The sequence below is a fragment of the Mycobacterium sp. E1214 genome (assembly GCF_001666755.1).
Taxonomy (GTDB): Bacteria; Actinomycetota; Actinomycetes; order Mycobacteriales; family Mycobacteriaceae; genus Mycobacterium.
The window spans coordinates 34,418-60,473 of the sequence record NZ_LZJC01000096.1; the positions used below are offsets into that span (position 1 = coordinate 34,418).

The window sequence follows — 26,056 nt, forward strand, 5'->3', positions numbered from 1 at the left end:
CCCCGCCCGCGGATCCCCGGCCGCGCCTGCACGGCGCATCCTCACCCCCGTTGTCCAACCGCTCACGATGGCCCAATCTCCCTGGCGAACTTGACATCTCGCACCGAACCGGCGGGCAGCGTCAGGCCGTCGGCGGTGTCCACCGTGACCACCACGCCGTAGGAGATCTGCAGCAGCCGCAGCCGCTGCAGGCCGGGGCTCTGGTCGAAGACGTCGCGCATCGCGCGTGGCGGGCCGACCGCCAGGATGGCGTACGGGCTGCCGGTCGGGTTGTTGTCCACCAGGATCGCTCCCCCGGCCTGCCGGATGGTCACGTTCGGTCCCACCCGCACGCCGCCGACCGAGATGGCTTCGGCGCCGCTGGCCCACAGCGAGTTGACGACCAGCTGCAGGTCGCGGTCGAGGATGATCTGGCGGCTGCCGCCGACACGCTGCTTGGAGACGTCGGACAGGTTCGGGCCGGCGCCGGGGTCGGTGACGGTCACCTTGAGCCCGGGCCCGATGACCGCGGTGCTGGCCGCCGCGAGGCCCAGCGCGTCGAGGCGGGCCAGCAGCCGTTGCCCCTCGGCGTTGTCGGCCAGCGCGTGCCGCTGCACGTCGTCGACCCGGCTGGTCAACTCGCCGCGTCGCTGCGCCAGTTTGGCCGCGGTGTCCTCGCTGGACCGCACGTTGCCCAGCAGCAGCTGCTGGGCGCTGCGCACACCGGGCGCCACCGACCGGGCCTGCGCGACCGCCGCGGCGAACACGGCGGCGATCAGCACCGCCGCCAACGCCTGCCAGCCCCAGGCGCCGAGGCGGCCGCGCGCACCGCGGGGCGCCGGCGCGTCGGCGCGCCTGGCGGCGGCCGCGGCGTAACCGGGATCGAGGTGCTCGGAAAGCAGGGCGCGCAGCAGCGAGGGCACGGGAATGAGCTGCGGTCGCGCCGCGAGGTGCGCGCTTCGTCCCGCGTTGGGGTCGTAACCGCCGAGCAGTCGGTCGGTGTCAGCCATTCTCGACCGCTTCCGACATGGCCTGGCGGCGGGCGGCGCGGTCCACCTTGGGCAGGCGGCGCACCACCAGGACCATCTGGAACACGTACTGGGCGAACGCCCACAGGTAGGCGTACATGCCCCAGACGAGGAAGGCCCAGCCGCAGGCGCCGACCACCCGGCTCCACAACGCGTCCCAGGTGCCGAGCAGCACCAGCGGGAACCCCGACATCAGCGCGAACGTCGCGCCCTTACCGATGTAGGTGACCGGCAACGCCGACAGCCCGCGACCCCACAGCACCGGCAGCGTCGCGGCCAGCAGCCCGTCGCGGGCCAGCAGGACGATGACGAACCACCAGGGCACGATCCCCGCCCAAGCGAGGATGACGGGTACGGCCACCATGTAGAGGCGGTCGACCGCCGGGTCCAGCAGGATGCCCAGCCGCGAGGACTGGTCGAGCAGGCGAGCGATCTTGCCGTCGGCCCAGTCCGAGGCGCCGCTGAACATCAGGATCGCCACGGCCCAGCCGTGGGCGTGTGCGACCAGCAGCGCGTAGGCGAACACCGGGATGAGCACCAAGCGGATGACGCTCAACGCGTTGGGGACCGTCAGCACCCGGTTGGGCGGAAGCACCGGCTCCATGAGCCGAGACACTAGCCCGGCGACGACGCGGTCCGCAGCGCGGACCGCCGAGGAGGCGGGCAATCGGGCACTCGAGTCCGACGCCGGGTGACGTCGGCCCCCCTAGCGGAACACCCCGGGCAGGCTCAGCGTGGACAGCGTGTCGTCGGACAGCGGGTTGTCGTTGACCATGTAGGTCCACGTCGAGGTCGGCCGCGCCAGCTTGGACAGGTCCAGCCCGGGCTCGTCTTCCAGGACGTTCGCGGTCTCGAAGGTCTGCTGGGCGGCCTCGATGGCGTCGGCGGCCAGCGACGCGAAGGCGTCGACCGCCAGCCGGTGAAACTCGTCCAGCGGGTTCTGGCGGCCCAGCGCCCGCAGGTGGATGCTCTCGCGGATGTCGGCCAGGTAGGCCAGGTGGTCGGCCCAGCCACGGTCGAGGTGGTAGAGCATGATCAACCGGCAGATCGTTTCCAGCCGGTCCTCGGAGACGTCCTCCGCCAGCTCCTTGTAGCGCTTGGGCGCCAGCTCGGCCAGCTCTTCGCGGGCGGTGGGCGTGCGCAGCAACGTGTTGCGCCGATCGACGATGATGGCGCGCTGCTGGGCGATCAGCTGGTTGTAGCGCCAGGTGTTGGCGTGCACGTCCAGCATCCGGCCCTCGGCGACGCGCTGCGCGTGGTCGAGCAGCCCGGCGGCCTTGGCACTGAGAATCCGCCCGTCCTCGTCGGTCTCCATCGGCAGCTTGTTGTGGTCCAGGTTGGCGCTGACGACCTCGTCCTCCCAGCTGGAGAAGAACACCGACGAGCCGGGGTCACCCTGGCGCCCGGCGCGACCGCGCAGCTGGTTGTCCAGCCGCTCGGTGTGGTGCCGCCCGGTGCCCACCACGTGCAACCCGCCCAGCTCGGCGACCCGCTCGTGATCCGCCTCGTCCGAGCCGCCCAGCCGGATGTCGGTGCCGCGCCCGGCCATCTGCGTGGAGACCGTGACCACGCCGAACTTGCCGGCCTCCGCGATGACCTGCGCCTCCTCGGCGTCGTTCTTCGCGTTGAGCACCACCGCGGGCACGTCGCGGCGCAGCAGCCGCTCGTGCAGGTCCTCGGACTCGGCCACGTCCCGGGTGCCCACCAACACCGGCTGTCCGGTCTCGTGCACCTCGGCGATGTGCGCGACGATCGCGTCGTTCTTGGCGGCGGCCGTGATGTAGACGCGGTCGGATTCATCCTCGCGAATGTTGGGTTCATTCGGCGGGATCGGCGACACCCCGAGCCGATAGAACTGGCGCAGCTGCTCGCCGGCGGCCAGCGCGGTGCCGGTCATGCCGCACACCGTCTTGTACCGGTTGATGAGCGCCTGCACGGTGATGGTGTCCAGCACCTCGCCCGTCTCGGTGGTCTCGATGCCTTCCTTGGCCTCCACCGCCGCCTGCAGGCCGTCGGGCCAGCGCTGCAACTGCGCGATGCGCCCGCGGGAGGCGTTGATCAGGTGCACCGCGCCGTCGCGGACGATGTAGTGGACGTCGCGCTGCAGCAGCACGTGCGCGTGCAGGGCGACGTTGACCTCGGTCAGCGTGGTGACCACGTGCTCCTCGGAGTACAGGTCGATGCCGCCGAGCGCCTTTTCGAGCCGACGCGCGCCGGCGTCGGTCAGGTGCACGTTGCGGCTGTCGGCGTCGGTGGCGAAGTACTTGTCGGCTTCGGGGTCGCTGACCAGCTCCCCGACCAGCTTGATGACCTCCAGCCGCGGCGTCTCCCGGTGGCTGGTGCCGGCCAGTACCAGCGGCACCAGCGCCTCGTCGACCAGCACGGAATCGGCCTCGTCGATGAGGGCCACGTCGGGGTTGGGCGAGACCAGGTCGTCGACGTCGGTCACCAGCTGGTCGCGCAGGACGTCGAAGCCGATCTCGTTGACCGAGGCGTAGGTGACGTCGCAGCCGTACGCGGTCTTGCGTTCCGCCCCCGTGGATTCGGCGGTGATCCAGCCGACCGTCAGCCCCATGGCCTCGATCAGCGGGGCCATCCACTCCGCGTCGCGGCGGGCCAGGTAGTCGTTGATGGTGACGACGTGCACGTGCCGCCCGGCCAGGGCGTAGCCCGCGGCGGCGATGGCCCCGGCCAGGGTCTTGCCCTCACCCGTCGCCATCTCGATCACGTCGCCGGCCAGCATCCGCAGCGCCCCCAGCAGCTGCACGTCGAAGGGGCGCAACCCGGTGGCCCGCTCCGCGGCCTCCCGCGCAATGGCGAGGAACTGCGGGATGTCCTCGGACTCCGCCAGCTCGTCGAGGTTGAGCAGCCCGGCGGCCTTGCGCAGCTGCTCATCGTTGAGGTCGGCCGCCTCCTTGTCGTAATCCGAGGCGTCGGTGACCTGGGACAGCGAGCGGTTGCGGTTCTTCTCGGTGCTGGCGCCGAGCAGCTTCCAGAATCGGCTGCTCAGCCGGCCGGGTTGGGCGCGGGTCGTCTTTGGCACAGGTCAACGGTACGCGGTGCGGCACCGTCGACCGGCGAGCCGGCCGCTCGTCGCGCCGCGCGTCAGGCCAGGTTGGATCGGCGCGGGTAGGCGACCGCCGGATCGGTGAGCACGTTGACCACCGCCGGCAGGCCGCTGGCGAACGCCCGTTCCAGCGCGGGTCGCAGCTCGCCCGGCGCCGCGACCAGCTCGCCGTGGCCGCCGAGCGCGCGAACCACCTCGTCGTAGCGGGTCTGCGGGCGCAGCTCGGCCACCACCGAGTAGCCGTAGAGGGCTTCCATGGGGTGCTTCTCCAGGCCCCAGATGCCGTTGTTGCCGATCACCGAGACCACCGGCACGTTGTGCCGCACCAGGGTGTCCCACTCCATGCCGCTGAACCCGAACGCGCCGTCGCCTTGCAGCAACACCACCTGCCGGTCGGGCCGGGCCAGCTTGGCGGCCAGCGCGTAGCCGGGGCCCGAGCCCAGGCAGCCGAAGGGCCCGCTGTCCAGCCAGCAGCCCGGCTGGAAGCTGTCGATCATGCGGCCGGCGTAGGAGCCGAAGTCGCCCGCGTCGATGACGACGATGGCGTTCCGGTCGAGCATCGGGGCCAGCTCGGCGTAGACGCGCATCGGGTGCAGCGGCGCCCGGTCGTCGCCCAGCTCCGCCTGCTCGCGTCCGCGTGCCGCGGTCTCCGCCTCGCGCAGCTCGTCGATCCAGTCCCGGTGGTCGGACCCCCGCCCCGGGGCCAGCCCCGCGAAGATCGACAACAGGTCCCCGTACAGCTCGGCCTCGACGGGCCGGGGATGCTTGCGTTCGGGTTCGGCCCGGTCGGCAACGATCAGCTTGGTCTGCGACCCGAACACCGCCCCGAATCCGAGGCGGAAATCCATCGGCACACCGACGATGAGCGCAACGTCGGCCTCTCCCAACGCCTTCCCGCGCACCCGCGAGAACGCCAGCGGATGGTCGGCCGGCACCGCGCCCCGGGCCATGCCGTTCATCAGCACCGGGATCTGCCGTTCCTCGGCCAGGCGCAGCAGCGCCGCCTCACCGTGGCCCCACCAGACGTTGGTGCCCGCCATGATGACGGGTCGGCGGGCGGCGGACAGCAGGGCCGCGGCCCGGCTCAGCGCTTCGCCGTCGGGCACCGGCCCGGCCGGCAGGTCGGCCAGGGCTCCGGGCCGACCGTCGTCGTCGGACGCCGAAAACACGTGGTCCATGGGGAAATCGACGAACCCGACGCCCGAGGGCGCGCCGACGGCCGCCCGCAGCGCGTCGTCGACCAGCCGGCCGGCAGCGTCCGCCGATTGCGCGGTGGCCGCGAACCGGGTCAGCGGCGCCACGAACGGCACGTGGTCGATCTCCTGCAGCGAGCCCATGCCCCAGCGCCCGGCGGGCGCGCGACCGCCCAGTACCACCAGGGGTGACTGGTTCTGCTGTGCGGCGGCCATGGCGCTCATGCCGTTGGTGACGCCGGGGCCCGCGGTCAACGCGGCCACCCCGGGCACCCGGGTCACCTTCGACCAGCCCTCGGCGGCGAAGGCCGCGGTCTGCTCATGGCGGGTGTCGATGAGCCGGATACCCTCGTCGCGGCAGCCGTCGTAGATAGAGAACAGGTGGCCCCCGGACAGCGTGAAGACGGTGTCCAGACCGCTGGCCTTGAGCCGGCGCGCGACCAGTCGGCCGGCGTGCACGGTCTGGGTGGGGGCGGCGTCGGTGCTCATCTGCGCAGCCTATCCACCGCTTCCGGTACCTTCGCCGGAGGATTACTGATGCGGACTACTCCGGCCACCAGCCTTTGGCTACCAGCATTCGAAGGAGAGGTCGACCTTGGGCCCCAAGCCGTTCACGCCGTCCATCGACTGGTCGGCGGCACTCGTGGACTCGTTGCGGTGGCTCGCCATAGCGTGGGCGATCGGCGCCATCAGCCTCGTCGTCGTGCTGTTCGCGCTCCGCTACTTCACCCCGTGGGGCCGCCAGTTCTGGCGGATCACCGGCGGGTACTTCGTCGGCCGACCCAGCGTCAAGGTGTGGGCCATGCTCGGCGTCTTGTTGCTGTCGGTCCTGATGTCGGTGCGCCTGACCGTGCTGCTCAGCTACCAGGGCAACGACCTGTTCACCGCCGTCCAGAAGGCGTTTCAGGGGACGGCCGCGGACAACGAGCAGGTCAGAAACTCTGGCATTCACGGCTTCTGGGTGTCGATCGCCATCTTCGTGCTCTTGGCGACCCTGTACGTCATGCGGTTCATGGCCGACATCTACCTGACGCAGCGGTTCATCATCGCGTGGCGCATCTGGCTGACCGCCCACCTGACCGACGATTGGCTCAGCGGCCGCGCCTACTACCGAGACCTGTTCATCGACAACACGATTGACAACCCCGACCAGCGTATTCAGCAGGACATCGACATCTTCACCGCCAACGCCGGCGGCACGCCCAACATCCCGTCCAACGGCACCGGAAGTACGCTGCTGTTCGGGGCCGTCAACGCCGTGGCGTCGGTCATCTCCTTCGCCGCGATCCTGTGGAACCTGTCGGGCAGCCTCACCATCTTCGGCGTGCAATTCCCCCGCGTCATGTTCTGGACGGTGGTGTTCTACGTCCTGATCGCCACCTTGGTGGCGGTGTGGCTGGGGCGGCCGCTGATCTGGCTCAGCTTCAACAACGAAAAGCTCAACGCCGCTTTCCGGTACGGCCTGGTGCGCCTGCGCGACGCCGCCGAAGCGGTCGGGTTCTACCGCGGCGAGCGCGTCGAGCGGGCGCAGCTGTGGCGCCGCTTCACCCCGATCATCGACAACTACCGCAAGTTCGTCCGCCGGAGCATCATCTTCAACGGCTGGAACTGGTCGGTGTCGCAGGCCATCGTGCCGTTGCCGTACATCATCCAGGCGCCCCGGCTGTTCGCCGGCAAGATCGACTTCGGTGACGTCAGCCAGACCTCGACGGCGTTCGGCAACATCAGCGACTCGCTGTCGTTCTTCCGGAACAACTACGACGCCTTCGCCGCCTTCCGAGCGGCCATCATCCGTCTGCACGGGCTGGTCGACGCCAACGCCAAGGGTCGCGCCCTGCCGGCGTTGCTGGTCAAGCCGAGCGAGGACACCGCCGTCGAGCTGGCCCACGTGGAGGTGCGCACGCCGGACGGCGACCAGCTGATCGACTCGCTCGACGTGCAGCTGGACACCGGTGACTCGCTGGTGATCACCGGGCGCTCCGGCACCGGCAAGACCACGTTGCTGCGCAGCCTGGCCGAGTTGTGGCCCTATGCCTCGGGAATCCTGTGCCGCCCGGACGGCGAGAACGCCACGATGTTCCTGTCGCAGTTGCCGTACGTGCCGCTCGGCAGCCTGCGCACCGTGGTCTGCTACCCGAATTCGCCCGACGGCGTCCCCGACGAGGCGTTACGGGAGACGCTGACCAAGGTGGCGCTGGCGCCCCTGATCGACCGGCTCGACGAAGAGCGCGACTGGGCCAAGGTGCTCTCCCCCGGCGAGCAGCAGCGCGTCGCCTTCGGGCGCATCCTGCTGACCAAGCCGAAGGCGGTGTTCCTCGACGAGGCGACCTCCGCGCTCGACGAGGGCCTGGAATACGCCTTGTACCAACTGCTGCGCAGCGAGTTGCCGGACTGCGTCGTCGTCAGCGTCAGCCACCGGCGGGCCATCGAGCAGCATCACTCGCAAGAGCTGCAACTGCTCGGCGGCGGTCAGTGGCGCCTCGGACCGGTCGGCTCGGAGCCCGCCAAGGTATAGCGCTCACCCGGCCCTGCGGGCCGCGTGCGCTCCGGCGCCCACATCGGATCCGCGCCTACCGCTTACCCGGCCCTGCGGGCCGCGTGCGCTCCGGCGCGGCGACCGAAGAACGAGCCCTCCCCCAGTTGCGTGCCGCTGGCATAGCCCTTGCCGTCCTGGGCGAGATTAGCCGCGCCCGCGCCCGCCGCGTAAAGCCCGGGCACGATGCTGCGGTCCTCGCGTTGCACCTCGCCGTCCACGGTGACCGACAGGCCGCCGATGGTGAACCCCGAGTACATGGCGCGCCCGAGCGACAGGTCGAACACCGCCCACGGCCCGTGGTCTTGAGGCGCGAGGTATTCCGGCTGCTTGTGGAAGTCCGGGTCTTCACCGGCGGCCGCGAGCTTGTTGTAGCGCTCCAGGGTCGCGGCGAGGTTGCCCGCCGGAATGCCCAGCGCCTCTTCGAGTTCTGCGATCGTCTCGTAGCCGTCGAGGAAGCGGATCAGCGGCATCGCGGGCATCTCGGTGTGCGCCTCGTCGACGATCAGGTACGCGGTCTGCTCCGGCTGCTCCAGCACGAACGCCGACGTGCGGGAGTGGTAGGAATCCTCGGCGACGAATCGCTTGCCGTCCTTGTTGACGATCACGCCGGTCAACAGGATTTCCGGCGGGTAGGCCGCCGCGGTGATGAACAGTTCATCCATGTGCCGGGTGGCCCCGCCGGCCGAGACGCCCAGCCGAATGCCCAGCCCGTCGTCGTTCGGATTGCCCAGGATGTAGGGCGCGACCAGGCCGTGGTGCTTGGTGCGCCGCGGCTGGCCCAGCGCGGGCGTGTGCTCGGCGACCATCTCGTCGTTCATCGCGAACCCGCCGGCCGCGATGATGACCGCCTTGGCTTTGACCGCGCCCGTCTCGGTGAAGTGTTTCCACGCGACACCGACCACCGTGCCGTCGTCCTCGACGACGAGGTTGGTGGCACCCGTCTCGTAGCGCACCTGCACCCCGAGGTCGTTGGCGCGTTTGACGAGTAACTCGATGACCATGGCGGCGCCCCCCAACTCCCCGGGAACGGGAACGGAATGCCCCCGCGGCGCGGGGACGGCCAGCTCGCAGAACGGCCACACCTTCTCGTTGCCCGTGTAGCTCAGCCCCTCGGTGCCCGGCGGCACCACCACCTTGCCGGGGTAGAAGCTGCGCTCGAACTGAAAACCCAAGTCCTCCAACCAGTTGAAGTGCTCGACGCTGCCCTCGCAGTAGGTGCGGATCTTGTCGAGCTCGGGCTCGCGGGACGCGGCGACCAGGTACTTGTACATCTCTTCCGCCGAGTCGGGGTGCCCGGTCGCCTCCTGCACGGCCGTCCCCCCGCCCAGATAGAAGTGGCCCCCCGCCAGCGAGGTGGTGCCCCCTGCCGCTGCCGCGCGCTCGAGCACCAGCACCCGCGCGCCGGCGGCGGCCGCGCTGACGGCGGCGCAGCCGCCGGCGATCCCGAAGCCGATCACCACCACGTCGACGTCCTCGGACCACGACGTCACGTCGCTCGCGCGGATCGTTGCGGGTATCTCCGTGCTCATCGGTGCCACTCCTTGTCCTCGCCGGCGTTTGCGGTGTCGCGATCGCTCACCGCTGCTCCTGTTTGATGTAGTCGTAGAACGCCCGCATTTCGGGCGCGATGTAGGCGATCTCGACGAACGGAACCCCGGCCTGGGGCGCCGCCACGTAGGCGAACTGGATGCCGCCGGCCATGACGCCCTGTTGCACTACCGGAGCGCCTCGGTCCGCGGCGTCGCTCAACGCCGCCTCGAACTGCTCGGGACTCTCGGCTTCCATGCAGATGTGGTGTAAGCCCGGCCCGCACGCAGCCAGGAAGTCACTATAGATGTTCTCCCCGCTGACCGGTTGGATCAGCTCCAACTGCATGTCGCCGAGGTAGCTCAGCGAGATGCTGGCAACGAAGTCCGCCGGGCGTCCGCGGTAGCTGCACGAATCCGGAGCAAAGTGGACCTCGGGGATACGGACCCACTTCTTAGCGCCTAATAGGCCGGTGAGGGCCCTTTCGGTGGCGTCCAGGTCTGCGGTAACCCAGGCGATCTGCGTCGGAGACTGAGCGGGAAGCGTCATCGTCTCGCAGGATAGTCCAGTCGTTCCCATGCCAGAAGGGGCCGGGAAAACTTTGCCGCACCCAGCCGCGCGAGGCGGCGCGATGTCGCATGAACACGTTCTAATTCGGTGTGACCCGACGCCCACTAGTGCTGGCCGAGCACACCGACCAACATCGACAGCTGCGCGTCGAACACCGACTCCGGGTCCGTCAGCGTGTTGGCGCCGTACTGGCCGAAGACCTCCATGCTGATGGCGCCGAGCACGCCCGCCCACAGCAGGAAGCACTTGGCGACCAGCTGATCGTCGCCGGGAAACCCGAATTCCCGGCGGAGGCGTTGGAAATCCGATGACATCGGCTGCGGTGCAACGACGTTGGTCAACCGAATGTCTCCGGTGGCGATCCCGGCAGCCATCGCGTCGAACAGCGCCACCACGACGCGCGTGCCGACGGCCACCGTGCGTTCCGGCGGCGCGTGGTACCCCGGCACGGGGCTGCCGTAGAGCAACGCCCAGCGGGCGGGGTGAGCGACAGCCCACCGCCGCGCCGCCCGCGCGATCGCGATGACGTCGTCGCTCCACAGGTCGCCCACGGATTCGCGGGCCCGGTCCACGGAGTCGGCAAGGTCGGTGTAGGCGTCGACGAGCAGCAAAGTCACCAGCTCGTCGCGACTCGACACGTAGCGGTACACCGCCGAGGACACCATGCCCAGCTCGCGGGCGATCGCGCGCACCGACAGCCCGGCCGCGCCGCGCTCCACCAGTTGGCGCCGACCGAGCTCGACGATGCGCGCCTCGATCTGGTCCCGGGTCTCCTGGCGCTTGCCCACGCGGCCCAGTCTCGCACAACCGAGATCACCGCTCTTGTTTCCCCGCAACGTTTGTGGAACCGTTACCGCTAACGAGAGCACCGCTCTCACCAGCCCCCGGGAGGCATGTCATGACGACCCGATACGACGAACCGAATAGGGCCGCCCGCGCCGGTAACGCGGTGATCCGCTGGCTCGCCGAAGCCGGAATCAGCGTCGCCGGGACCCGCGCGCTGCGGGTCCGCGGCCGCAAGTCCGGCCGGCCCCGGTCCGTGGTGATCAACCTGTTGACCGTCGACGGCGTCGACTACCTGGTATCCCCGCGCGGCAACACGCAGTGGGCCCGCAACGTCAGGGCCGCGGGCGTCGTCGAACTGGGCCCCCGCTGGCGGCGCCGGCCCGCGCGGGTCACCGAGGTCGAGGACGCCCGCAAACCCGAGATCCTGCGGCGTTACCTGCGCCGGTGGTATTGGCAGGTCAAGGATTACGTCGGCGGCCTGACCCCCGACAGCGGCGACGACCAGATGCGCGCCGTCGCCCCCACCATCCCGGTGTTCGCGCTGACACCGGCCGGCACGTCCGGCTAGGCCGGGCCGCCGACGCCCATGTCCTCCCGAACCTCCTGGGAGGTGGCCGGCCACGACACCGCCGCGGGCAGGTCGCCCCAGACGCTGTTGAAGATGCCCACGATCTGCGTCGGACCGCCGCTGGCAGCGAGGTATACCGGCCCGCCGGAGTCCCCGTTGTGGCTTTGCACGCCGTGCGACATCGTGAACCAGCCGTTGTTGACGCTTTCCACCGTGCCGCAGGTCTCGCCGGTGCTGACGCCGAAATGGCAGACCGCTTGCCCGGGTGCCGGCGCCACGGACGGGCTCGACACCAGCGAACGGCCGCCCGGCAGCACGTTGTTGGCCGCCACGCCGTTGTCCAACACGATGGCCTCGTAGTCGGCGATGTTCTGGTCGGTGGTGACCGTGGTCCCGCTGGGAGTGTTGTCCCGGAAAGCGGCCAGGCGGCCGATCACCGCGCCGCCGCGGTCGGTGACGACGCCTCCGCCGCTGCGGCAGTGTCCCGCGGTGAAGGCGATCTTCAGACCGGGGTCGACGTAGCCCAGGGTGCAGACGCGGTTGTCTTGCCGGATCTCCATACCGGGATAGACCGCGACAGGGTCGGCCTTGGCGGGGGCCGGCGACACGGATTGGGCCAGCGCGGCAACCGTTATCGATACGGCGAATGCGCTCATTGCCAGGCGATGCACCATCAACTCCGATCCATCGAGCCGATACCGACGGGGGCCGAGGCTGTGTAACTCAACCTGGCGTAACGCCCCCACCTTCAGCTTTTCGCACCGGCCGGCGCCGATGTTACAGAACGGTCACGGCCGCCGCGGCGTCGTCGAGGCGGCGGGCTCCGCGGGGCGACCAGCCGGGCGGCCCGAACACGTAGCCCAGCCGATCGCGCAGCCGGGTCGCCGCGCGCCAATCGCGGCCGATAGCCGCGTATTCGTGGGTCTGCAGCTTCCAGACGTTGAAGGTGTCCACCGGTTTGGTCAGGCCGTAGTGCGGCCGGAAGACCTCCGCCTGGAAGCTGCCGAACAGGCGGTCCCACACGATGAGGATGCCGCCGTAGTTCTTGTCCAGGTAGAGCTGGTCTCTACCGTGGTGGACGCGATGGTGCGACGGCGTGTTGAAGATGAACTCGAAGGGCCGCGGCAGCTTGCCGATCCGTTCGGTGTGCACCCAGAACTGGTAGATGAGGCTGACCGAGAAGCTGAAGAACACCAGCCACGGCGGGATCCCCAACAGCGGTAGCGGAGTCCACATCAGGATCTCGCCGCTGTTGTTCCACTTCTGACGCAGCGCGGTGGCGAAGTTGAAGTACTCGCTGGAGTGGTGCGCCTGGTGGGTCGCCCAGATCAGCCGGACCCGGTGGGCGATCCGGTGATACGCGTAGTAGAGCAGGTCCACGCCCACGAGGGCGACGACCCACGTGTACCAGCGGGTGGCCGAGAGGTGCCAGGGCGCCACGTACGCGTAGAGCGCGGCGTAGCCCAGCAGGGCCAGGGTCTTCCAGGCGGCGGTGGTGGCGACGGAGACGAGCCCCATCGAGATGCTGGCGAGCGAGTCTCGCGTGAGGTACGCGCCGGCGGCCGGCCTGCCGGCGTCGTCTGCTTCGGCGACCAGGCGTTCCAGCTTGCGCGCCGCCATCCACTCGAGGATCAACAGCGTCAAAAAGAACGGGATGGCGAACAACACCGGGTCCCGCATCGGCGCGGGCAGCGCGGCGAGGAAACCGGTCAGGGCGCTCACGCAGCTAAGACTACGACCACCGCGGGCGCGGTCGGTCGCCTTCCGCCCGCAACGTCAGCTCCGGTCGTCGGACTGCGCCTGGTTGCCGGCGTACCACTGAACCGCGCGCACCCCGGGTTGCAGCGAGAGCTCCGCGACCAGCCGCTCCAGTCGGGCCGGCACGTCGCCACTCATCAGCAGATGCGCGGTCAGGGTGATCTCGTCGTTCGCCGGCTCGCCGGTGTGGACGCCGCGCAGCGTGATGTCGTTGCTGCCGGCGTGCTGGACGATCTGGGCGCGCGCGTACTTCTCGTGTTTGGGGCGGCAGATCACCTGGACCAGGTAGGGCTGCAGGCTCTCGTCCTCGTCGGCGGTGCCGTCGCGATCGATCAACCGGCCCAGGGGGCGGCCCAGGACGTGGATGCCGATGACCGTGCAGGTGCCGATCAGCGTGAACACGAGATGCCCGGACGCCGCCAGCACCCCGATCGCCGCCGAGCACCACAGGGTGGCCGCGGTGTTCAGGCCCCGTACGTTGACGCCCTCGCGCAGGATGACGCCACCGCCGAGGAAGCCGATGCCCGACACCACGTACGACGCGACGCGGGTGGGGCTGCTGTCGGTGGTCGCGGCGGCGTACAGCACGAACAGCGTGGCCCCGGCGGCGACGAGGGCGTTGGTGCGCAGGCCCGCCCGCCGCGCGCGCCATTGGCGTTCCAGCCCGATGAGCGCGCCGCAACCGACGCCGACGCCGAGCCGCAGCGCGAAGTCGAGCACGCTCAACGTCTCCACCGGCCCCCTCCTAACCCCCGAATTCGCGCGGAGCTAACCACGCCCAGGTGAACGGCAGATGACCCGGAGACAGACCGGGCGCCGGACGGCCACGCGGCCGCAACCTGCAAGGCGCCGCAGCCGGCGGCCGGCCGGCTACTGATGGTTGAGTTGCTGCGGGCAATAGTATTTCGCCGCGATCGCCACGAACGAGGTGGCGTGGTCGGTCGTGAGGCCTGGGTTCTGGTTCTTCAGGTCGTCGACCATCTGCGGACCGCGTTCGCCGCCGCCCATCGCCTGGCACACCGCCTTGGCGAATTGCACGGCGGCGTCCGGGGTCTTGTACGTGATACCCGCGGTGCTCAGCGACGCAAGGAAACCGGCCTGGTCGGCGTCGCCGGCATCCGGTTCGCCGCGAGCGGGCGCCGCGAGCGCCGCGGCGACTGCGAGGCAGCACAGCGCCGGCCACGGTCTCATAGCGGTCGATTGTCGCACGCCGCCGGTTCGTCCGTTGTGTTCACCCACCAATCCTTCGGCGACACAACGGTATTCGCGCCGCGGCTCAGGCCTTCGACAGGTGGTGCGGGCAGTAGTACTGCGCGGAGATGACGGCGAAGTTCGACGCCATCTCCATGTCCATGCCGGGGTTGTGCGTCTTCACGTCGTGCACCAGCTCCAGGCCGGACTCGCCGTTGTTCAGGCAGGAACACACCGCCCGGCCCGCGGCGACGGCCGATCCGGGGCTGGAATAGGTGAAACCGGCCTGCTGCAGCGCGGCGATGAAAGCCCCGTCGTCGCCGTCGGGTTCGGGCGGCGGGGCGGCCTGCGCGGGGGCCGCGAGCCCGATCATGGCGGCCGCGCTCACCAGCGCCAGCACTCGTTTCATTGTGGCTCTCCCTCGGATCGTTGTTGAGACAGCGAATCGCGTTCGGCGTCAGCCGATTTGCGCGTCGGCGGGCAGCACCTTGGACTTGTCGCCCTTCTTCAGGTGCACGGCATGGATCCCCGGCTTCTTCGCCAGCTGCTCGAGGAGCGCGTCGAGCCCCTCCTGGTCCACGCTGTGGTGTTGCACGGACTCCGGCTTCTCGGAGATCTGGGCGACCAGGCGCTTGAGCTGCTCGGGTGACTGCTTGCCCTCGTTGATCGGCTTCATGCGGCTGCGCACCCCGGCGCCCACCACGGTGGGGCCCCCGGCGCCCAGGGCGCTGCCCAACATGCCCGCCAACCCCATGGAGCTGAACAGGCTGCCCTCGCCGAGCGCGGCGGCGGGCACCGCCTCGGGTCCGGCGGCCGACAGCGCGGCGGCCACGGTACGGATCGCCGGGGTGGCCGACGCCCAGCTCGGCGGCACGGTCAGCTTCCCCACCAGGGTGCCGCGCGCGAACCCGGCCGTCGGGCTGATGGCGTCGAACAGCGTGCCGCGCGTGAAACCGAGCGCGCCCAACCCCGCGCCCAGCGCGTCCTTCGGCAGCGCGCCGTAGGCGAGGGGCGGGGCGAACTTCAGCCATTGGGACACCGGGAAGTTGATCAACAACCCGATGTCGTTGAATTGCGTCGTCAACCCCAGTGGAACCTTCACCGCGTTGTAGAAGGCGGTATAGAAGTTGGCGCCGCCCGGGACCGTGTTGAGCAGGTTGGTCCAAAACGTCTGGTAATCCGTCGCGAGTTGCGCCAACCAGGCCAGCGGCCCGGTGAACCCGCTTGGCGTGGTGGCCGCCTGAGCCACGGTGCCGGCCACGTTGCCGGCCGCCGCGTTGGTGCTCTGGGTCAGGGCGGCGGCCTGCATCGGCTGGGCCGCGTCGTTGGTGGTCTGCGGGGCCGGGCTGAAGGTCGTCAGGTTGTTGGTGGCAGTCGCCGAGGTGGCGAAGTAGGTGTCCATCGCCTCGGCGTCCTGGGCCCAAAAACCGCCGTATTCGGCCTCGTTCGCCGCAATCGCCGCGGTGTTCTGCCCGAACAGGTTGGTCGCCACCAATTGCGCCAGCAGGACGCGATTCTCCGCGATCACCGGCGGCGGCACATGGGCGGCGAAGGCCGTCTCGTAGGCGGTCACCGCCTGGGTGGCCTGCGCGGCGGTCTCGGCGGCCTGCGCGGCGGTCTGCTGCAGCCACGCGACGTAGGGCGCGGCCGCCGACACCATCGCGACCGACGACGGCCCGACCCAGGGGCCGGACGTCAGGCCCGACACCACCGACTGATACGACGTTGCGGTCGACTGCAATTCGGTGGCGAGGCTTTCCCACGCCGCGGCCGCCGCCACCAGCGACTCGGCCCCGGGCCCGCTGTACATCCGGGCCGAATTGAACTCCGGCGGAAAGGCTCCGTAGATCATCGCTGTCCCCTCGTCCCCTGGCGTGCGCGTCGCCGCACGGTGCTCGATCGGATGGTCATCGCGCTCACTCCTCGAGGCACGGAATGACGATGATGGTGGCGGCGGCGGGATCGGCCTCGGTGACGGCGCCGCCCAGGGCCGCCACCGACGCGGGCCCGGCGGAGCGGACTGCGCTGGCGGCGACCGCGCGCCCGGCCAGGCTGGACAACCCCATCTGGCTGAAGACGCCCTCCTCGCCGGCGAGCGCGGCCGGGGCCGCCGCCAGGTTGGTGGGGAACACCTGCGCGATGGTCCGGATGGCCGGTGCGGCCTCGGTCCAGCCCTGCGGCACCGATATGCTGCCGACCAGCGCCGCTTTGCCCATGGACCCCGACACCCCGACTGCGGAACTCAGCGCCGGCTTGGCCAGACCCGTCCCACCGGCCAGCGGCGCCAGCGCTCCGGTGATGGCCTTCGGCCCGGCCAGGTAGGCGGCGGCGCTCTGCCCGTTCTGTCCCCAGGAGTAGGCCTGCCCGAACGACAGGAAGGGACCACCGGGAATGCTCGTCCACGACTGCGGGGAGTAGACACCGGTGATCGCCGACCAGATGGTGTTCCAGTTCGTGATGGCCGGCGGCACCGTCAGCGACGGTTCGGAAGCCGCCGCGGACGTGCTGCCGGTGGCGTCCAGCGTCTGCAGCATCGGTTGCATCGCCGAACCGAGCTGCGACGCGGTGTTCGAACCGGACTGTGCGGCGGCCTGGCTGACCGCACTGCCCTGCGATTGCCCGGCCGTGTCGGTCGTGGTTTGCGGCGGTTCGGTGAACGGCGTCATCTGCGCGGCCGCGGACGACGCCGCCGCGTAGCCGTACATCGCGGCCGCATCCTGTGCCCACATCTGCATGTAGTCGGCTTCGGTCGCGGCGATCGCCGGGGTGTTCTGCCCGAGGATGTTGGTGGCGATCAAGGTCGCGAGCAGGGCCCGGTTGGTGGCGATCACCGGCGGTGGCACCGTGGCCGCGAACGCCGCCTCGTAGGCGCCCGCCGCGAGTTTGGCCTGACTGCTCGCCTCCTCGGCCTGGGCGCCGGTGGCGTGAATCCATGCCACGTACGGCGCGGCGGCGGCCGCCATGGCGATCGACGACGGGCCCGTCCACGGGCCCGAGGTCAGCGACTCGACGGCCGACCCGTACGCCGTTCCGGCCGCCTGCAACTCTGCGGCCAACTCATCCCACGCCGCCGCGGCCGCCAGCAGCGGCCCCGATCCGGCACCTACGTACATCCGCCCCGAGTTGAACTCCGGCGGGAATGCCCCGAAATCCAGCATTTCTTCTCCCGCTCCCTCCGATGCGGCCATGCTAAATGCGACAAAGCGGCGTCTGCCGCAGTCTGTCCACAGCTCAGTTCGAATTCATGTAATCGCCGTCCGGCGCGCCTTCGTGTGCGCGCGGCAACGGTGACAACGCCCACTTTCCGCGATCGCGCCCCACCAATAGCCCGGCGGCAGGCGCGTACGGAACATTAACTCCATGGTGATCGGAAAAAATTCAGTCACGGTTCCGGGAAGGTAAAACCGCGTTAACGATCAATGTCTTCGCACAGGCTCACGCTGTGAGATGTGCGAATATGCGGCTGGTGACACGTGGCTGTTTAGCCCGTTCAGAGCCATATCTACCGCGAATGCGCCTTTCTTTCGCACGACAGCATTCCTTTCGATCGAAGGCGGTGACGGAACGTCGGGGGGAAATTACGCGGGGATCCCACGGTTCATGTCGCCGTATGTGAAACGCACATTGCGAAGTGAATTATTATTGCGACATTTCAGCAACGGCTCGCTATGAACACATATTTATGCGTTCATAGAATTGAGAAAAACGCAGGTGAAACGGGTCGTCGCCTATGGCTTTATGTGGATGGCCGACTGCATTGTCGGCGCCGACGGGTTAGCCTCGGCAGTAAAACCCATTTGTCGACACAATGGGCTCCGATAAATGCGGGCTTGCGACAGCGCGTCACACGTCCGCGGTGCCGGCAGGCTTCGACGATGAAGGCCCGAGCCGGCGGCCCCGGGTGACACGGCTCCCCGCCACCGACCACGAGGATAGGCCGAAGCGGCAGCGGAGCCGCTGCTTAGCTACTGGATATCGGCTGTGAGGTTAGCTCACAGGTCAGGGCCCGATGATGTGAGGCATCACAACGACGCGAGGTTTGCTGTGAAGCCGTTGGAGCGCGCGGCGCGACGGCCGGGTGGCCGCGTCAGCCAGCGGCGGGTGGGTGCGTCACGAAGAGGGGGCGGAAGCCGTACTGGGGCAGCGCGCGTCCATATCCCGGTTGGGCCTGCCCCATGAGGGGCACACCGGGCATCCCGGGCATGCCCGCCGCCGCTGCCGGTGACGATGCCGATGCGGCGGCCGACGGGGCGATCATCGGCGTGCCGCCCAGCGTCGAGGGCAGCGCGCTGGACAGCGGGGCCGGGGCGGCCCAACCGGGTGGCACCGACAGCGGGCCGACCAGGTGGGACTCGGCGAGGCTTGCCGACACCGCGGAGCCGAGGCCGCCGACGCCGCTGACGGGCACGGCGACCGCCTGACCGAGGCCCTCCGCCGCGGGTGCCGCGACGTCACCCGTGGCGCTGGTCCCCAGCAACGTCGAGCTGGTGACCGCCTGCACCACCTGCACGGGGTTGAACGCGCCGGTCGAAGCCAGCGTGTTGAGGAAATTGCTGTTCAGGAAGTCGGAGAACCCCGTCCCGGTGGAGCTTGTCGTCATCGCGTCCGCCGGCGAGGCCAGACTCTGCAACGCCGACGGCAGCGTGGCCATCAGGCGCGACAACGTGGCCTGTTGAGTTCCAGCCGACGTGCCGGCCGCCTGGCTGACCGCCGCGGCCTGGCGCGTCAGCGCGCCCGGCGCCGCGGTCTGCTGCGGCCCGATGAAGCCCGCGAGTCGGGTGGCGGCGGCCGACGACCCGGCGTAGCCGTACATCGCGGCGGCGTCCTGCGACCACATCTCGGCGTACTGGGCCTCGGTGGCCGCGATGGCCGCAGTGTTCTGTCCCAGCACATTCGTGGCGACCAGCGCCGCCAACTGCGCGCGGTTCGCCGCGACGATCGGCGGCGGCACGGTCGCGGAGAAGGCGGCCTCGTAGGCGGCGACGGCGGCCTCGGCCTGCGCGGCGGTCTGCTCGGCCAGCTCGGCCGTCGCGCCCAGCCAGGCCGCGTACGGCATCGCCGCGGCGGCCATCGCGGTCGAAGCAGGACCGAGCCACTCCTCGCCCGTGAGGGACGCCAGCACCGAGCTGTATGAGCTTGCGGTGCAACGCAATTCAGCGGCCAATGCATTCCACGCCGCAGCGGCGGCCAGCATCGATCCGGATCCGGCGCCGGAATACATGAGCGCGGAATTGATTTCGGGCGGACGCGCGCCGAAGTCCAGTGGTGCGGTCATGATCAGCCTCCTCCCCCGGCACCTGACGGTCGGGTTCGCTGCGCGGCCGCCGACGCATCAGCGGACACGGAAGATGTGAATTCGATTGCAGAGCGCGGTGTTCAGCTGCGCAGCTCGACACCTCGGCTACCCGGGCACGCGGAATCGTCACAGCGATCGACATCGCAGGTCCTCTCCGCAGCAGTCAGGGGCGGTTGGAAAGCCCGTCGTGCAACGACTTTCCGCGCACCGCTGCGACAAACCCGCGAAGGGATGACGCCTGGTTAAAGCGCAGGAGTTGCGGCGATGACGAACGCGCGAACGCGGCCGGGGCCGGATCGAGACGAAACGGTCTCGGGTTCGGGATACGGACTGTCGCCGGACTTCATTTCGCTCTCACCTCCTCACAGCCAGGGCGCGCGGGGGCGCCACGGTGCACGCGGGGCAAGAGGCCGAGACGAACGCTCGGACACCGCACCCCTCTCGTCCAAGCTTCAGCACCGCACGACGTATCCGGTCGATCTCCCGGAAGCCACTTGGGCTCAACCCTTAAGCCGGGAAGAGCTGTCCTGACCTTGGGCGTCTCTCGACGTTCGAGGTCAGTGGCCTGTGTCCGTGCGGACGCCTCACCTAACGAGGTGCTCACCGGCCATGGTGACATCGGATCCCGGGTGCGTCAAACGCGTGCCCCTTCTGGCCGGCGGGTCGACGCTCAGCCCGCGGCGGGCGGTCGCGGCATGACGGTGACGTGGAATCCGTAGCGCGGCCCGTTGCCGAAGTTGCGGCCCGGCACGTTGACCGCGGGGACCCCGGGCATGCCCGGCGCTCCCGCCGGCGTGCCCTGGGGCAGCGGCGTGCTGTTCCAGCCACCGCCCGGAAGGGCCGCTCCCGCATGATTTTCCACCTGGGCGGCCACCGTCCACGTCTGCGGCACGGACAACCGGCCGACCGTCGCCGCCTGGTTGGTGCCGGCCGAGACCCATCCGGTATCCGTCGCGGGTACGCCCGTGGCGCCGAGCGGGGGGTCACCGAACGGCACTCCGGTGGCACCGGGCGCAACGGCGCCCGGCTGTCCCACCGGTGTCCAGCCGGCATTTCCCGAGCCAGACCCCATGGGCGGGATGGCTTGCGTGTTGGGCGACCCGCCGAGCGTCACGGCGTTGATGTCGGCCATCGACGCGGTGACGGCCGGTTCGACGATCGCGGGGTTGATGTAGCCACCCGAGATGATGCCGTTGAGGAAGTTGGAATTCAGCAGGTCCCACAGTGAGCCGGTGGTCAGCGACGAGGACGCCAGCGCCGATGAGCTCGACGACGACACGGGCGAGGCGAACGATTGCAGAGCGCCCGGGATCTGCGACGTCAACTGCGTCAGCGTCTCTTGGGCGCCGGAGGCCGCCGACGTGCTGGTCGCCTGCGTGACGGCGGTGGCCTGGTCGGCCTGACCGCTGGGGTTCGTGGTCTGCGGCGGCGGCGGGAACGGCGTCAGCGCCGCCGCGGACGCCGAACTGGACGCGTAGCCGTACATAGCCGCGGCGTCCTGCGCCCACATCTCGCCGTACTCCTCTTCGGTCACCGCGATCGCCGGGGTGTTCTGCCCGAGGATGTTCGTCGCCACCAGGGCCGCCAGCAGGGCCCGGTTGGCGGCAACCACCGGCGGGGGCACCGTCATCGCGAAGGCGGTGTCGTAGGCACCCGCTGCGGCGGCAGCCTGCGCGCCGGCGTTCTCCGCTTGCACACCGGTCAATCCCATCCAGGTCAGGTACGGCGCGACGGCGGCAGCCATCGCCGCCGACGCCGGCCCCAACCATTCCTCGCTACTCAGACCCTCGATCACCGACTGGTACAGCGCGGCCGTGGAGTGCAGCTCGGTGGCCAGTGAGTCCCAGGCCGCCGCCGCGGACAGCAGCGGCGCGGAGCCCGGTCCGAGGTAAAGGCGCCCGGAGTTGATTTCCGGCGGTAGCGCTCCGTAATCCATGTCAACGCACCCGGCGATCGCGAGGCGTCGTCACTCGCGGTGCCCGACGCGCGGCAGGCAGCTCCGGATGCGTGACAGCGGAAGACATCGGACCTCTCCTATCGGAAAACACTCAGCCCGCTACCGGCGCTGCGAAGGTTTGCCGGGCATGGCAATCCCTGAGCCGACGCATGGATCGGCAAACGCACGTGCAGGCATTGCGACCTGGTAAATGACTCAAGCAAAACACATCGATGAAACAACTAAAGCACGCCAAGTGGCGCGTGTCCGCGCTCGATGTGAAGAGCGTGTTTCGCGCGATAACACCATGTAACGGCTGATATCAGGACCGGATGCTCGCCGCCCAGCACGGCGCTCGGCGTGGGCGGCGACCGCCCGCAATTCGATGCGAAAAAGGCCCGTTAATGCCCCCGCTGGCCGCGTCGACGCCCGCTAATCGGAGGGCCGAGGGAGGGATTACGCAATTTGCTGGGCAGTGCATTTCCCGCGCCGAATAAGCGCGGGAGAGCGTTAGTCGGTTTTCTCCGCTACCGCCGCGCTGAGGCCGTCGGCGAGATCCTCGGCGGTCAGCTCCTTGAACCGCAACAACTGGCGCTCGCTGAACTCCGTGACGTCGCTGGACAGCACCGCGTCCAGATCCTCGTCGTCCAGGCGGAAGCTGCGGTGATCGCGGGCCTTCTCCACCACGTTGCGCACGAAGCCGGCGTTACCCAGCGTGTCGATGCCGCGAATCAGGTCGCCGTCCTCCGAATAGCTCTCGTCGAGGTAGAACCGCGTGTAGGACGGCAGCAGCGACTGCGCCGCCTCCTCGGTGATGACGTCCTCGTTTTCCTGGCCCATCAGCCGGGTCAGGTCGACCAGCTCCTGCGGGGTGTAGCTGAAGAACTCGATGACGGTCGAGAACCGGCGGCGCAGACCCTGGTTCACGTCGAGCATCTTTTCCATCGCCTTGGCGTAGCCGGCGCCGAACACCACCAGCTCGTCGCGGTGGTTCTCCATGTAGAGCAGCAAGGTGTTGATGATGGCGTTGCCGTAGGGGTCACCTTGCTGGTAACCCTTCTCGTGCAGCGTGTGCATCTCGTCGAAGAAGACCGCCCCACCCAGCGCGCCCTCGAGCATTTCCTCGGTGTTCTTTTCCGCGTCGGCCATGTAGCGGCCGAGCAGCTTGGTGCGGCTGGTCTCCACCACCAACGGCTTGCGCAGCACGGTCAGGCCGCACAGTTGCTTGGCGAACGCCCGCGCCACCGACGTCTTACCGGTGCCCGGCGGCCCCAGCAGCAACGTGTGGCGTGACGTGACGGGAACCGGCAAGCCCATCTTGGCGCGCGCCAGGTTGACCTTGGTGGTGGCCTTGATCAGCTTGATCTCGCGCTTGGCCCGCTCCATGCCCAGCATCGCGTTGAGCTCTTCGTCGCCCTCGGCCAGGTACTTCGCGGCCTCCTCGGCGTGGCGCGCGGCCTCGGCCTGGGCGCGCGTGGGGGCGCTGTCGGGATCCCACGGGTCGGTGCGGGCCTCAATGGTCTCCGGGTCGGTCAGCACCAACCGGAAGTTCGGATTGTCCAGCGCCTCGCGGGCGGGGGTGAACTTCGGGTCGCGCGAGTACACGCGGCGCAGCAGCTCGACCGCCTCTTCCTCGCGGCCGAGATGCCGCTGGCACATGCCCTGCGTGTAGAGCGCGATGTTGGCGGCGCCGGGCACCCGGTCACCCTCGATGGCGTCCTGTCCGCGCCGCAGGGCCTCCTCGAAGACGCCAAGCGAGGCCAGGGCCGTCGTCGCCATCGCGGCGCCGGCGGCCTTGAGTTCGGCCAGGCGCCAGACCTTGGACTCGGAGAACTGGGTCAGCACGTCCGGCCAGCGCTGGGTGCGGAAGTAGAGCACGCCCCGCACGTAGTCGACCAGCTCCTCGTCGATGGGCGTGCGGGGTTCGACGCCGTCGAGCAGCTCCGCGGCCTCCTCGTAACGCTTGGCCTCGGCGAGTACGGCAGCGTAGGCGCAGGCCAGCGACTCCCCGCTGGTGACGGCCAGGCGCAGGAACAGGCCGTCGGACACCTCGGGACGGAACTGCAGCTCGGTCACACCCAGCCGGCGGGTCTCCCAGCCGAACGTCCGCAGCGCCGACCAGGCACCGGAGAGCACCTCGATGCTCTGCTCCCCCGCCAACATCCGCGCCAGCCAGGCGTCGCACATCGACGGGTCCAGGTTCGTCGCGGTGGTGAACATTTGCGCCGCCACCTGCGGGTTGTGGCTGGGCTGCAGCCCATTCACCGAGACGCCGGACGCCAGCAGGCCGGCGACCATCGCGTTGCGAGCGCCTTCGGCGGTGGATTGGGGCCGGGTCATTGCGCCGCGGGCACGCCGGCCGGGCTCCCTCGCAACTGGTCGACCGACAGCACAAGCTCGTCGTCGCCGTGCAAGGTGCGGCTCGGCACGGTCAGCAGCGGGTGCGTCGACGGGGCGGGCAGGCTGGCGCGCACCGCGGCCAATTGGCGCCCGGTAAGCCTGTTGAGTCCCCCCGACAAGTCCCTGGGCAGCCGCCCCTCGGTGTGGTAGCGCACCCACGCCGACACCTGGGCGCGTCCCCGGCGCGAGGTCAGCCGCACGGTCAATACCGTGGCGGTCGCGTCGGTGTCCCACACCTGGTCCAGCGTGTCGCTGGTGATGTCGGACGGCGTCAGCCACAGGCTGGTGACGAAACCGTTGAAGTGCTTGAGGTGGCGCCAGCCGGGCCGGCTCCAGGTGGGCTCGAGGTCGGCGAGCACCGCACGGTCGACTTCGGCGATCTCCTCGGCCGTCAGCGGCCGCGCCGCGCAGGTCGGGCCGTCGAGGTCCTGGGCGAGCCGCTCGGTGGCGGCGACCAGGGTGGCGGCCAGCGAATCGCGGGCCGCGACCGCGGCGACGTTGCGCTGCGGGTTCATCCGAAGCACCAGCCAGGTACGCCGCACGAAGGACGTGGGCTGGTCCCCGACGACCTCCCACTCCTCGGGGCCCCAATCCTCGAGCTTCGACAGCTCGGCGGCGCTGGACTCCGGGCCGCCGCGGCGCACCTTCACCGAGACGATGTCGATGTCGTCGAGGTGAACGTCGAACTGGCGCAACCCGTCGGCCACCGCCTGGATCGGCAGCGTGGGCGGCGACGTCCGGTGCCGGTGCCGCGACGCCGGGTCGTCCTCACCGCCGTTGACGGCGATGACGGTGACCAGGTGGCCGTCGTACTGGCGGACGCCGACCTTGTCCCGGCCGAACCGGCGCTGGTGGTCCAGCGCGGGCGTGCAGCCGGCGGCCAGCGCGGTGCCCGGGTCGGCGGACCAGTCCCACAACCAGGTGGCCAGGCCCGACGCGACGGTCAGGCCGTGGTAGGTGACCAGCGACAGCAGTGCGACCAGCACCGCCAGCGCGACGCCCACCCAGAAGGCGATGCGGTGGCTGCCCTGCCAGGACTCCGGGCAGTGGCTGGCCACCACCAAGAGCACGACGTCGACGACCAACACCGCGGTGACCCGCGGCCACGTCAGGGACAACCCCAGTTTGCGCTGAGCCTTCATGTGTGTTGCTGCTCCACCCTTATTGCTGTTTCCGCGATCGCTTCAGCAGCATCGCCGTGCCAAACACCCCACCGCCGACGAGCAGCGCGGTCACCAGTCCCCCGGCCGCCACCCAGATCGGCACCATGTCCCGCGGCGGGACCGGTTTCGGAATATCCAGCGGGGCCGACAGCCGTTGCGGCGGCTTCACGGGACCATCGGGTACATCCCAGGTTAACGCCGCGACCGGGTCCACGACACCGTGGCCGATCTGGTTGTCCACGCCGCGCGCCGGGGCGTGGGCGGTGCGGGTCAACCGGTTGATCACCTGGTAGGCCGAGAGCTGCGGATACTTGGCGCGAACCAGCGCCGCCACCCCCGACACGATCGCGGCCGAGAAGCTGGTGCCGGCCGGCACCAGCAGCGTGTTGTCCGGCCCGTCGATCGCGTTGATGACCCCGTCGTCGCGGGGCGACAGCCCCACCACGTCGCTGCCGGGGGCGGCGATGCCGACCCACGGACCGGACACGCTGGTGGCGCCCTGTCCCTGGCCGCCCTGGGTCAGCGGGTGTCCGTCCGGGTCGACGGCGCCGACCGTCAACACGTAGTCGCTGAACCACGAGGGTGTCACCACGGTGGTGACGGCCTTCCAGTTGCGCGGATCGTTGGGCTGCAACGGATCCTGCGCTGGGTTCTGCTTGCAGTCCTTCTTGCTGGTGTCGCCGGCGGCCGCCACGATCACGGCGTTCTTGTCGACCGCCGCGTACCGCACCGCCGCGCCCAGCGCGCGCTGGTCGATGATGTTGCGCGCGCTCATGCAGGTCACATCCGAGATGTTGATGACCTGGGCACCGAGGTTGGCGGCGTGCACGATCGCGCGCGCCATCGTCTGGACGTTGTCGATCTTGGACTGCGTCTGCGGGTCCTCGTCGCCGGTGTAGGCGTCCTTGAGGCCGAAGGCCTGGCTGGACTGCCGGATCGCGATGATGTCGACGTCGGGGGCGATGCCGCTGAAGGCGTCCGGGCCCGAGCTCGGCTTGGCCGGAGGCGGCGGCGGGGCGGGCGGCCGCCGCAGACGGTGACCCTGTTCGGCGATCGCC

The 26,056-nt window shown here is 69.7% G+C and carries 21 protein-coding genes and 1 riboswitch; of the genes, 2 read left to right on the top strand and 19 right to left on the bottom strand.

What is annotated here, in order from left to right:
* Positions 1 to 62: 62 nt before the first annotated feature.
* The 4 genes from A5700_RS13855 to A5700_RS13870 all read right to left on the bottom strand — a co-directional run bounded on the left by A5700_RS13855 (position 63) and on the right by A5700_RS13870 (position 5,756).
* Positions 63 to 989 carry a DUF881 domain-containing protein gene (locus A5700_RS13855; protein ID WP_068075077.1) on the bottom strand — a complete coding sequence of 309 codons (927 nt, stop codon included), beginning with the start codon at positions 987 to 989 and terminating at the stop codon, positions 63 to 65.
* On the bottom strand, positions 982 to 1,611 hold the full coding sequence (locus tag A5700_RS13860) for a CDP-alcohol phosphatidyltransferase family protein (protein WP_068075074.1): 630 nt from the start codon (positions 1,609 to 1,611) through the stop codon (positions 982 to 984). Before A5700_RS13860 ends, A5700_RS13855 begins: the two co-directional genes overlap by 8 nt.
* 102 nt (positions 1,612 to 1,713) lie before the next feature.
* Entirely contained in the window at positions 1,714 to 4,050 is a 2,337-nt protein-coding gene (secA2, locus tag A5700_RS13865) for an accessory Sec system translocase SecA2 (RefSeq protein WP_068075071.1), read from the bottom strand.
* Between the two features lie 62 nt (positions 4,051 to 4,112).
* Positions 4,113 to 5,756, bottom strand: a complete 1,644-nt coding sequence (locus A5700_RS13870) for an acetolactate synthase (protein WP_068075069.1) — start codon at positions 5,754 to 5,756, stop codon at positions 4,113 to 4,115.
* A gap of 106 nt (positions 5,757 to 5,862) precedes the next feature.
* Between A5700_RS13870 and A5700_RS13875 the strand changes: the two genes are divergently transcribed.
* Entirely contained in the window at positions 5,863 to 7,782 is a 1,920-nt protein-coding gene (locus tag A5700_RS13875; RefSeq protein WP_068075066.1) for an ABC transporter ATP-binding protein/permease, read from the top strand.
* A 62-nt stretch (positions 7,783 to 7,844) separates the two neighbouring features.
* On the opposite strand, the gene A5700_RS13880 is transcribed toward A5700_RS13875, so the two are convergent.
* The 3 genes from A5700_RS13880 to A5700_RS13890 form a co-directional block, all read right to left on the bottom strand.
* A complete protein-coding gene (locus A5700_RS13880; RefSeq protein ID WP_068075178.1) occupies positions 7,845 to 9,332 on the bottom strand; it encodes an FAD-binding protein in 1,488 nt (495 codons plus the stop codon).
* A 46-nt stretch (positions 9,333 to 9,378) separates the two neighbouring features.
* Positions 9,379 to 9,879, bottom strand: a complete 501-nt coding sequence (locus A5700_RS13885; RefSeq protein WP_068075063.1) for a VOC family protein — start codon at positions 9,877 to 9,879, stop codon at positions 9,379 to 9,381.
* Between the two features lie 125 nt (positions 9,880 to 10,004).
* Positions 10,005 to 10,688 carry a TetR/AcrR family transcriptional regulator gene (locus A5700_RS13890; RefSeq protein WP_068075059.1) on the bottom strand — a complete coding sequence of 228 codons (684 nt, stop codon included), beginning with the start codon at positions 10,686 to 10,688 and terminating at the stop codon, positions 10,005 to 10,007.
* A 110-nt stretch (positions 10,689 to 10,798) separates the two neighbouring features.
* Between A5700_RS13890 and A5700_RS13895 the strand changes: the two genes are divergently transcribed.
* On the top strand, positions 10,799 to 11,254 hold the full coding sequence (locus tag A5700_RS13895; RefSeq protein ID WP_068075056.1) for a nitroreductase family deazaflavin-dependent oxidoreductase: 456 nt from the start codon (positions 10,799 to 10,801) through the stop codon (positions 11,252 to 11,254).
* Here the strand turns inward: A5700_RS13895 and A5700_RS13900 are convergent.
* From A5700_RS13900 to A5700_RS13955, 12 genes are all read right to left on the bottom strand, one after another.
* Positions 11,251 to 11,928: a hypothetical protein gene (locus A5700_RS13900; protein WP_068075054.1), complete on the bottom strand. Its 678-nt coding sequence runs from the start codon at positions 11,926 to 11,928 to the stop codon at positions 11,251 to 11,253. The genes A5700_RS13895 and A5700_RS13900 overlap by 4 nt on opposite strands.
* Positions 11,929 to 12,031: 103 nt before the next feature.
* Positions 12,032 to 12,976, bottom strand: coding sequence for a sterol desaturase family protein (locus A5700_RS13905; protein WP_068075051.1), 945 nt, complete (start codon positions 12,974 to 12,976; stop codon positions 12,032 to 12,034).
* A gap of 54 nt (positions 12,977 to 13,030) precedes the next feature.
* On the bottom strand, positions 13,031 to 13,747 hold the full coding sequence (locus A5700_RS13910) for an MgtC/SapB family protein (RefSeq protein ID WP_068075049.1): 717 nt from the start codon (positions 13,745 to 13,747) through the stop codon (positions 13,031 to 13,033).
* A 135-nt stretch (positions 13,748 to 13,882) separates the two neighbouring features.
* On the bottom strand, positions 13,883 to 14,203 hold the full coding sequence (locus tag A5700_RS13915; RefSeq protein WP_068075046.1) for a DUF732 domain-containing protein: 321 nt from the start codon (positions 14,201 to 14,203) through the stop codon (positions 13,883 to 13,885).
* 85 nt (positions 14,204 to 14,288) lie between these two features.
* Positions 14,289 to 14,612 carry a DUF732 domain-containing protein gene (locus tag A5700_RS13920; RefSeq protein ID WP_068075043.1) on the bottom strand — a complete coding sequence of 108 codons (324 nt, stop codon included), beginning with the start codon at positions 14,610 to 14,612 and terminating at the stop codon, positions 14,289 to 14,291.
* A 48-nt stretch (positions 14,613 to 14,660) separates the two neighbouring features.
* Entirely contained in the window at positions 14,661 to 16,055 is a 1,395-nt protein-coding gene (locus A5700_RS13925) for a PPE family protein (protein WP_068075040.1), read from the bottom strand.
* Positions 16,056 to 16,119: 64 nt separating this feature from the next.
* On the bottom strand, positions 16,120 to 17,361 hold the full coding sequence (locus tag A5700_RS13930; protein WP_068075036.1) for a PPE family protein: 1,242 nt from the start codon (positions 17,359 to 17,361) through the stop codon (positions 16,120 to 16,122).
* A 929-nt stretch (positions 17,362 to 18,290) separates the two neighbouring features.
* A complete protein-coding gene (locus A5700_RS13935; RefSeq protein WP_068075034.1) occupies positions 18,291 to 19,478 on the bottom strand; it encodes a PPE family protein in 1,188 nt (395 codons plus the stop codon).
* 450 nt (positions 19,479 to 19,928) lie between these two features.
* A riboswitch (M-box (ykoK) riboswitch) is annotated at positions 19,929 to 20,102 on the bottom strand.
* Positions 20,103 to 20,169: 67 nt separating this feature from the next.
* Positions 20,170 to 21,435 carry a PPE family protein gene (locus tag A5700_RS13940; protein WP_068075031.1) on the bottom strand — a complete coding sequence of 422 codons (1,266 nt, stop codon included), beginning with the start codon at positions 21,433 to 21,435 and terminating at the stop codon, positions 20,170 to 20,172.
* 510 nt (positions 21,436 to 21,945) lie between these two features.
* Positions 21,946 to 23,775, bottom strand: coding sequence for a type VII secretion AAA-ATPase EccA (eccA, locus tag A5700_RS13945; protein ID WP_068075028.1), 1,830 nt, complete (start codon positions 23,773 to 23,775; stop codon positions 21,946 to 21,948).
* Positions 23,772 to 24,977, bottom strand: coding sequence for a type VII secretion protein EccE (gene eccE / locus A5700_RS13950; protein ID WP_068075025.1), 1,206 nt, complete (start codon positions 24,975 to 24,977; stop codon positions 23,772 to 23,774). The genes eccA and eccE overlap by 4 nt, the downstream gene beginning before the upstream one ends.
* Before the next feature lie 19 nt (positions 24,978 to 24,996).
* A partial coding sequence (locus A5700_RS13955; protein ID WP_231991408.1) for a S8 family serine peptidase occupies positions 24,997 to 26,056 on the bottom strand: 1,060 nt, incomplete at its 5' end.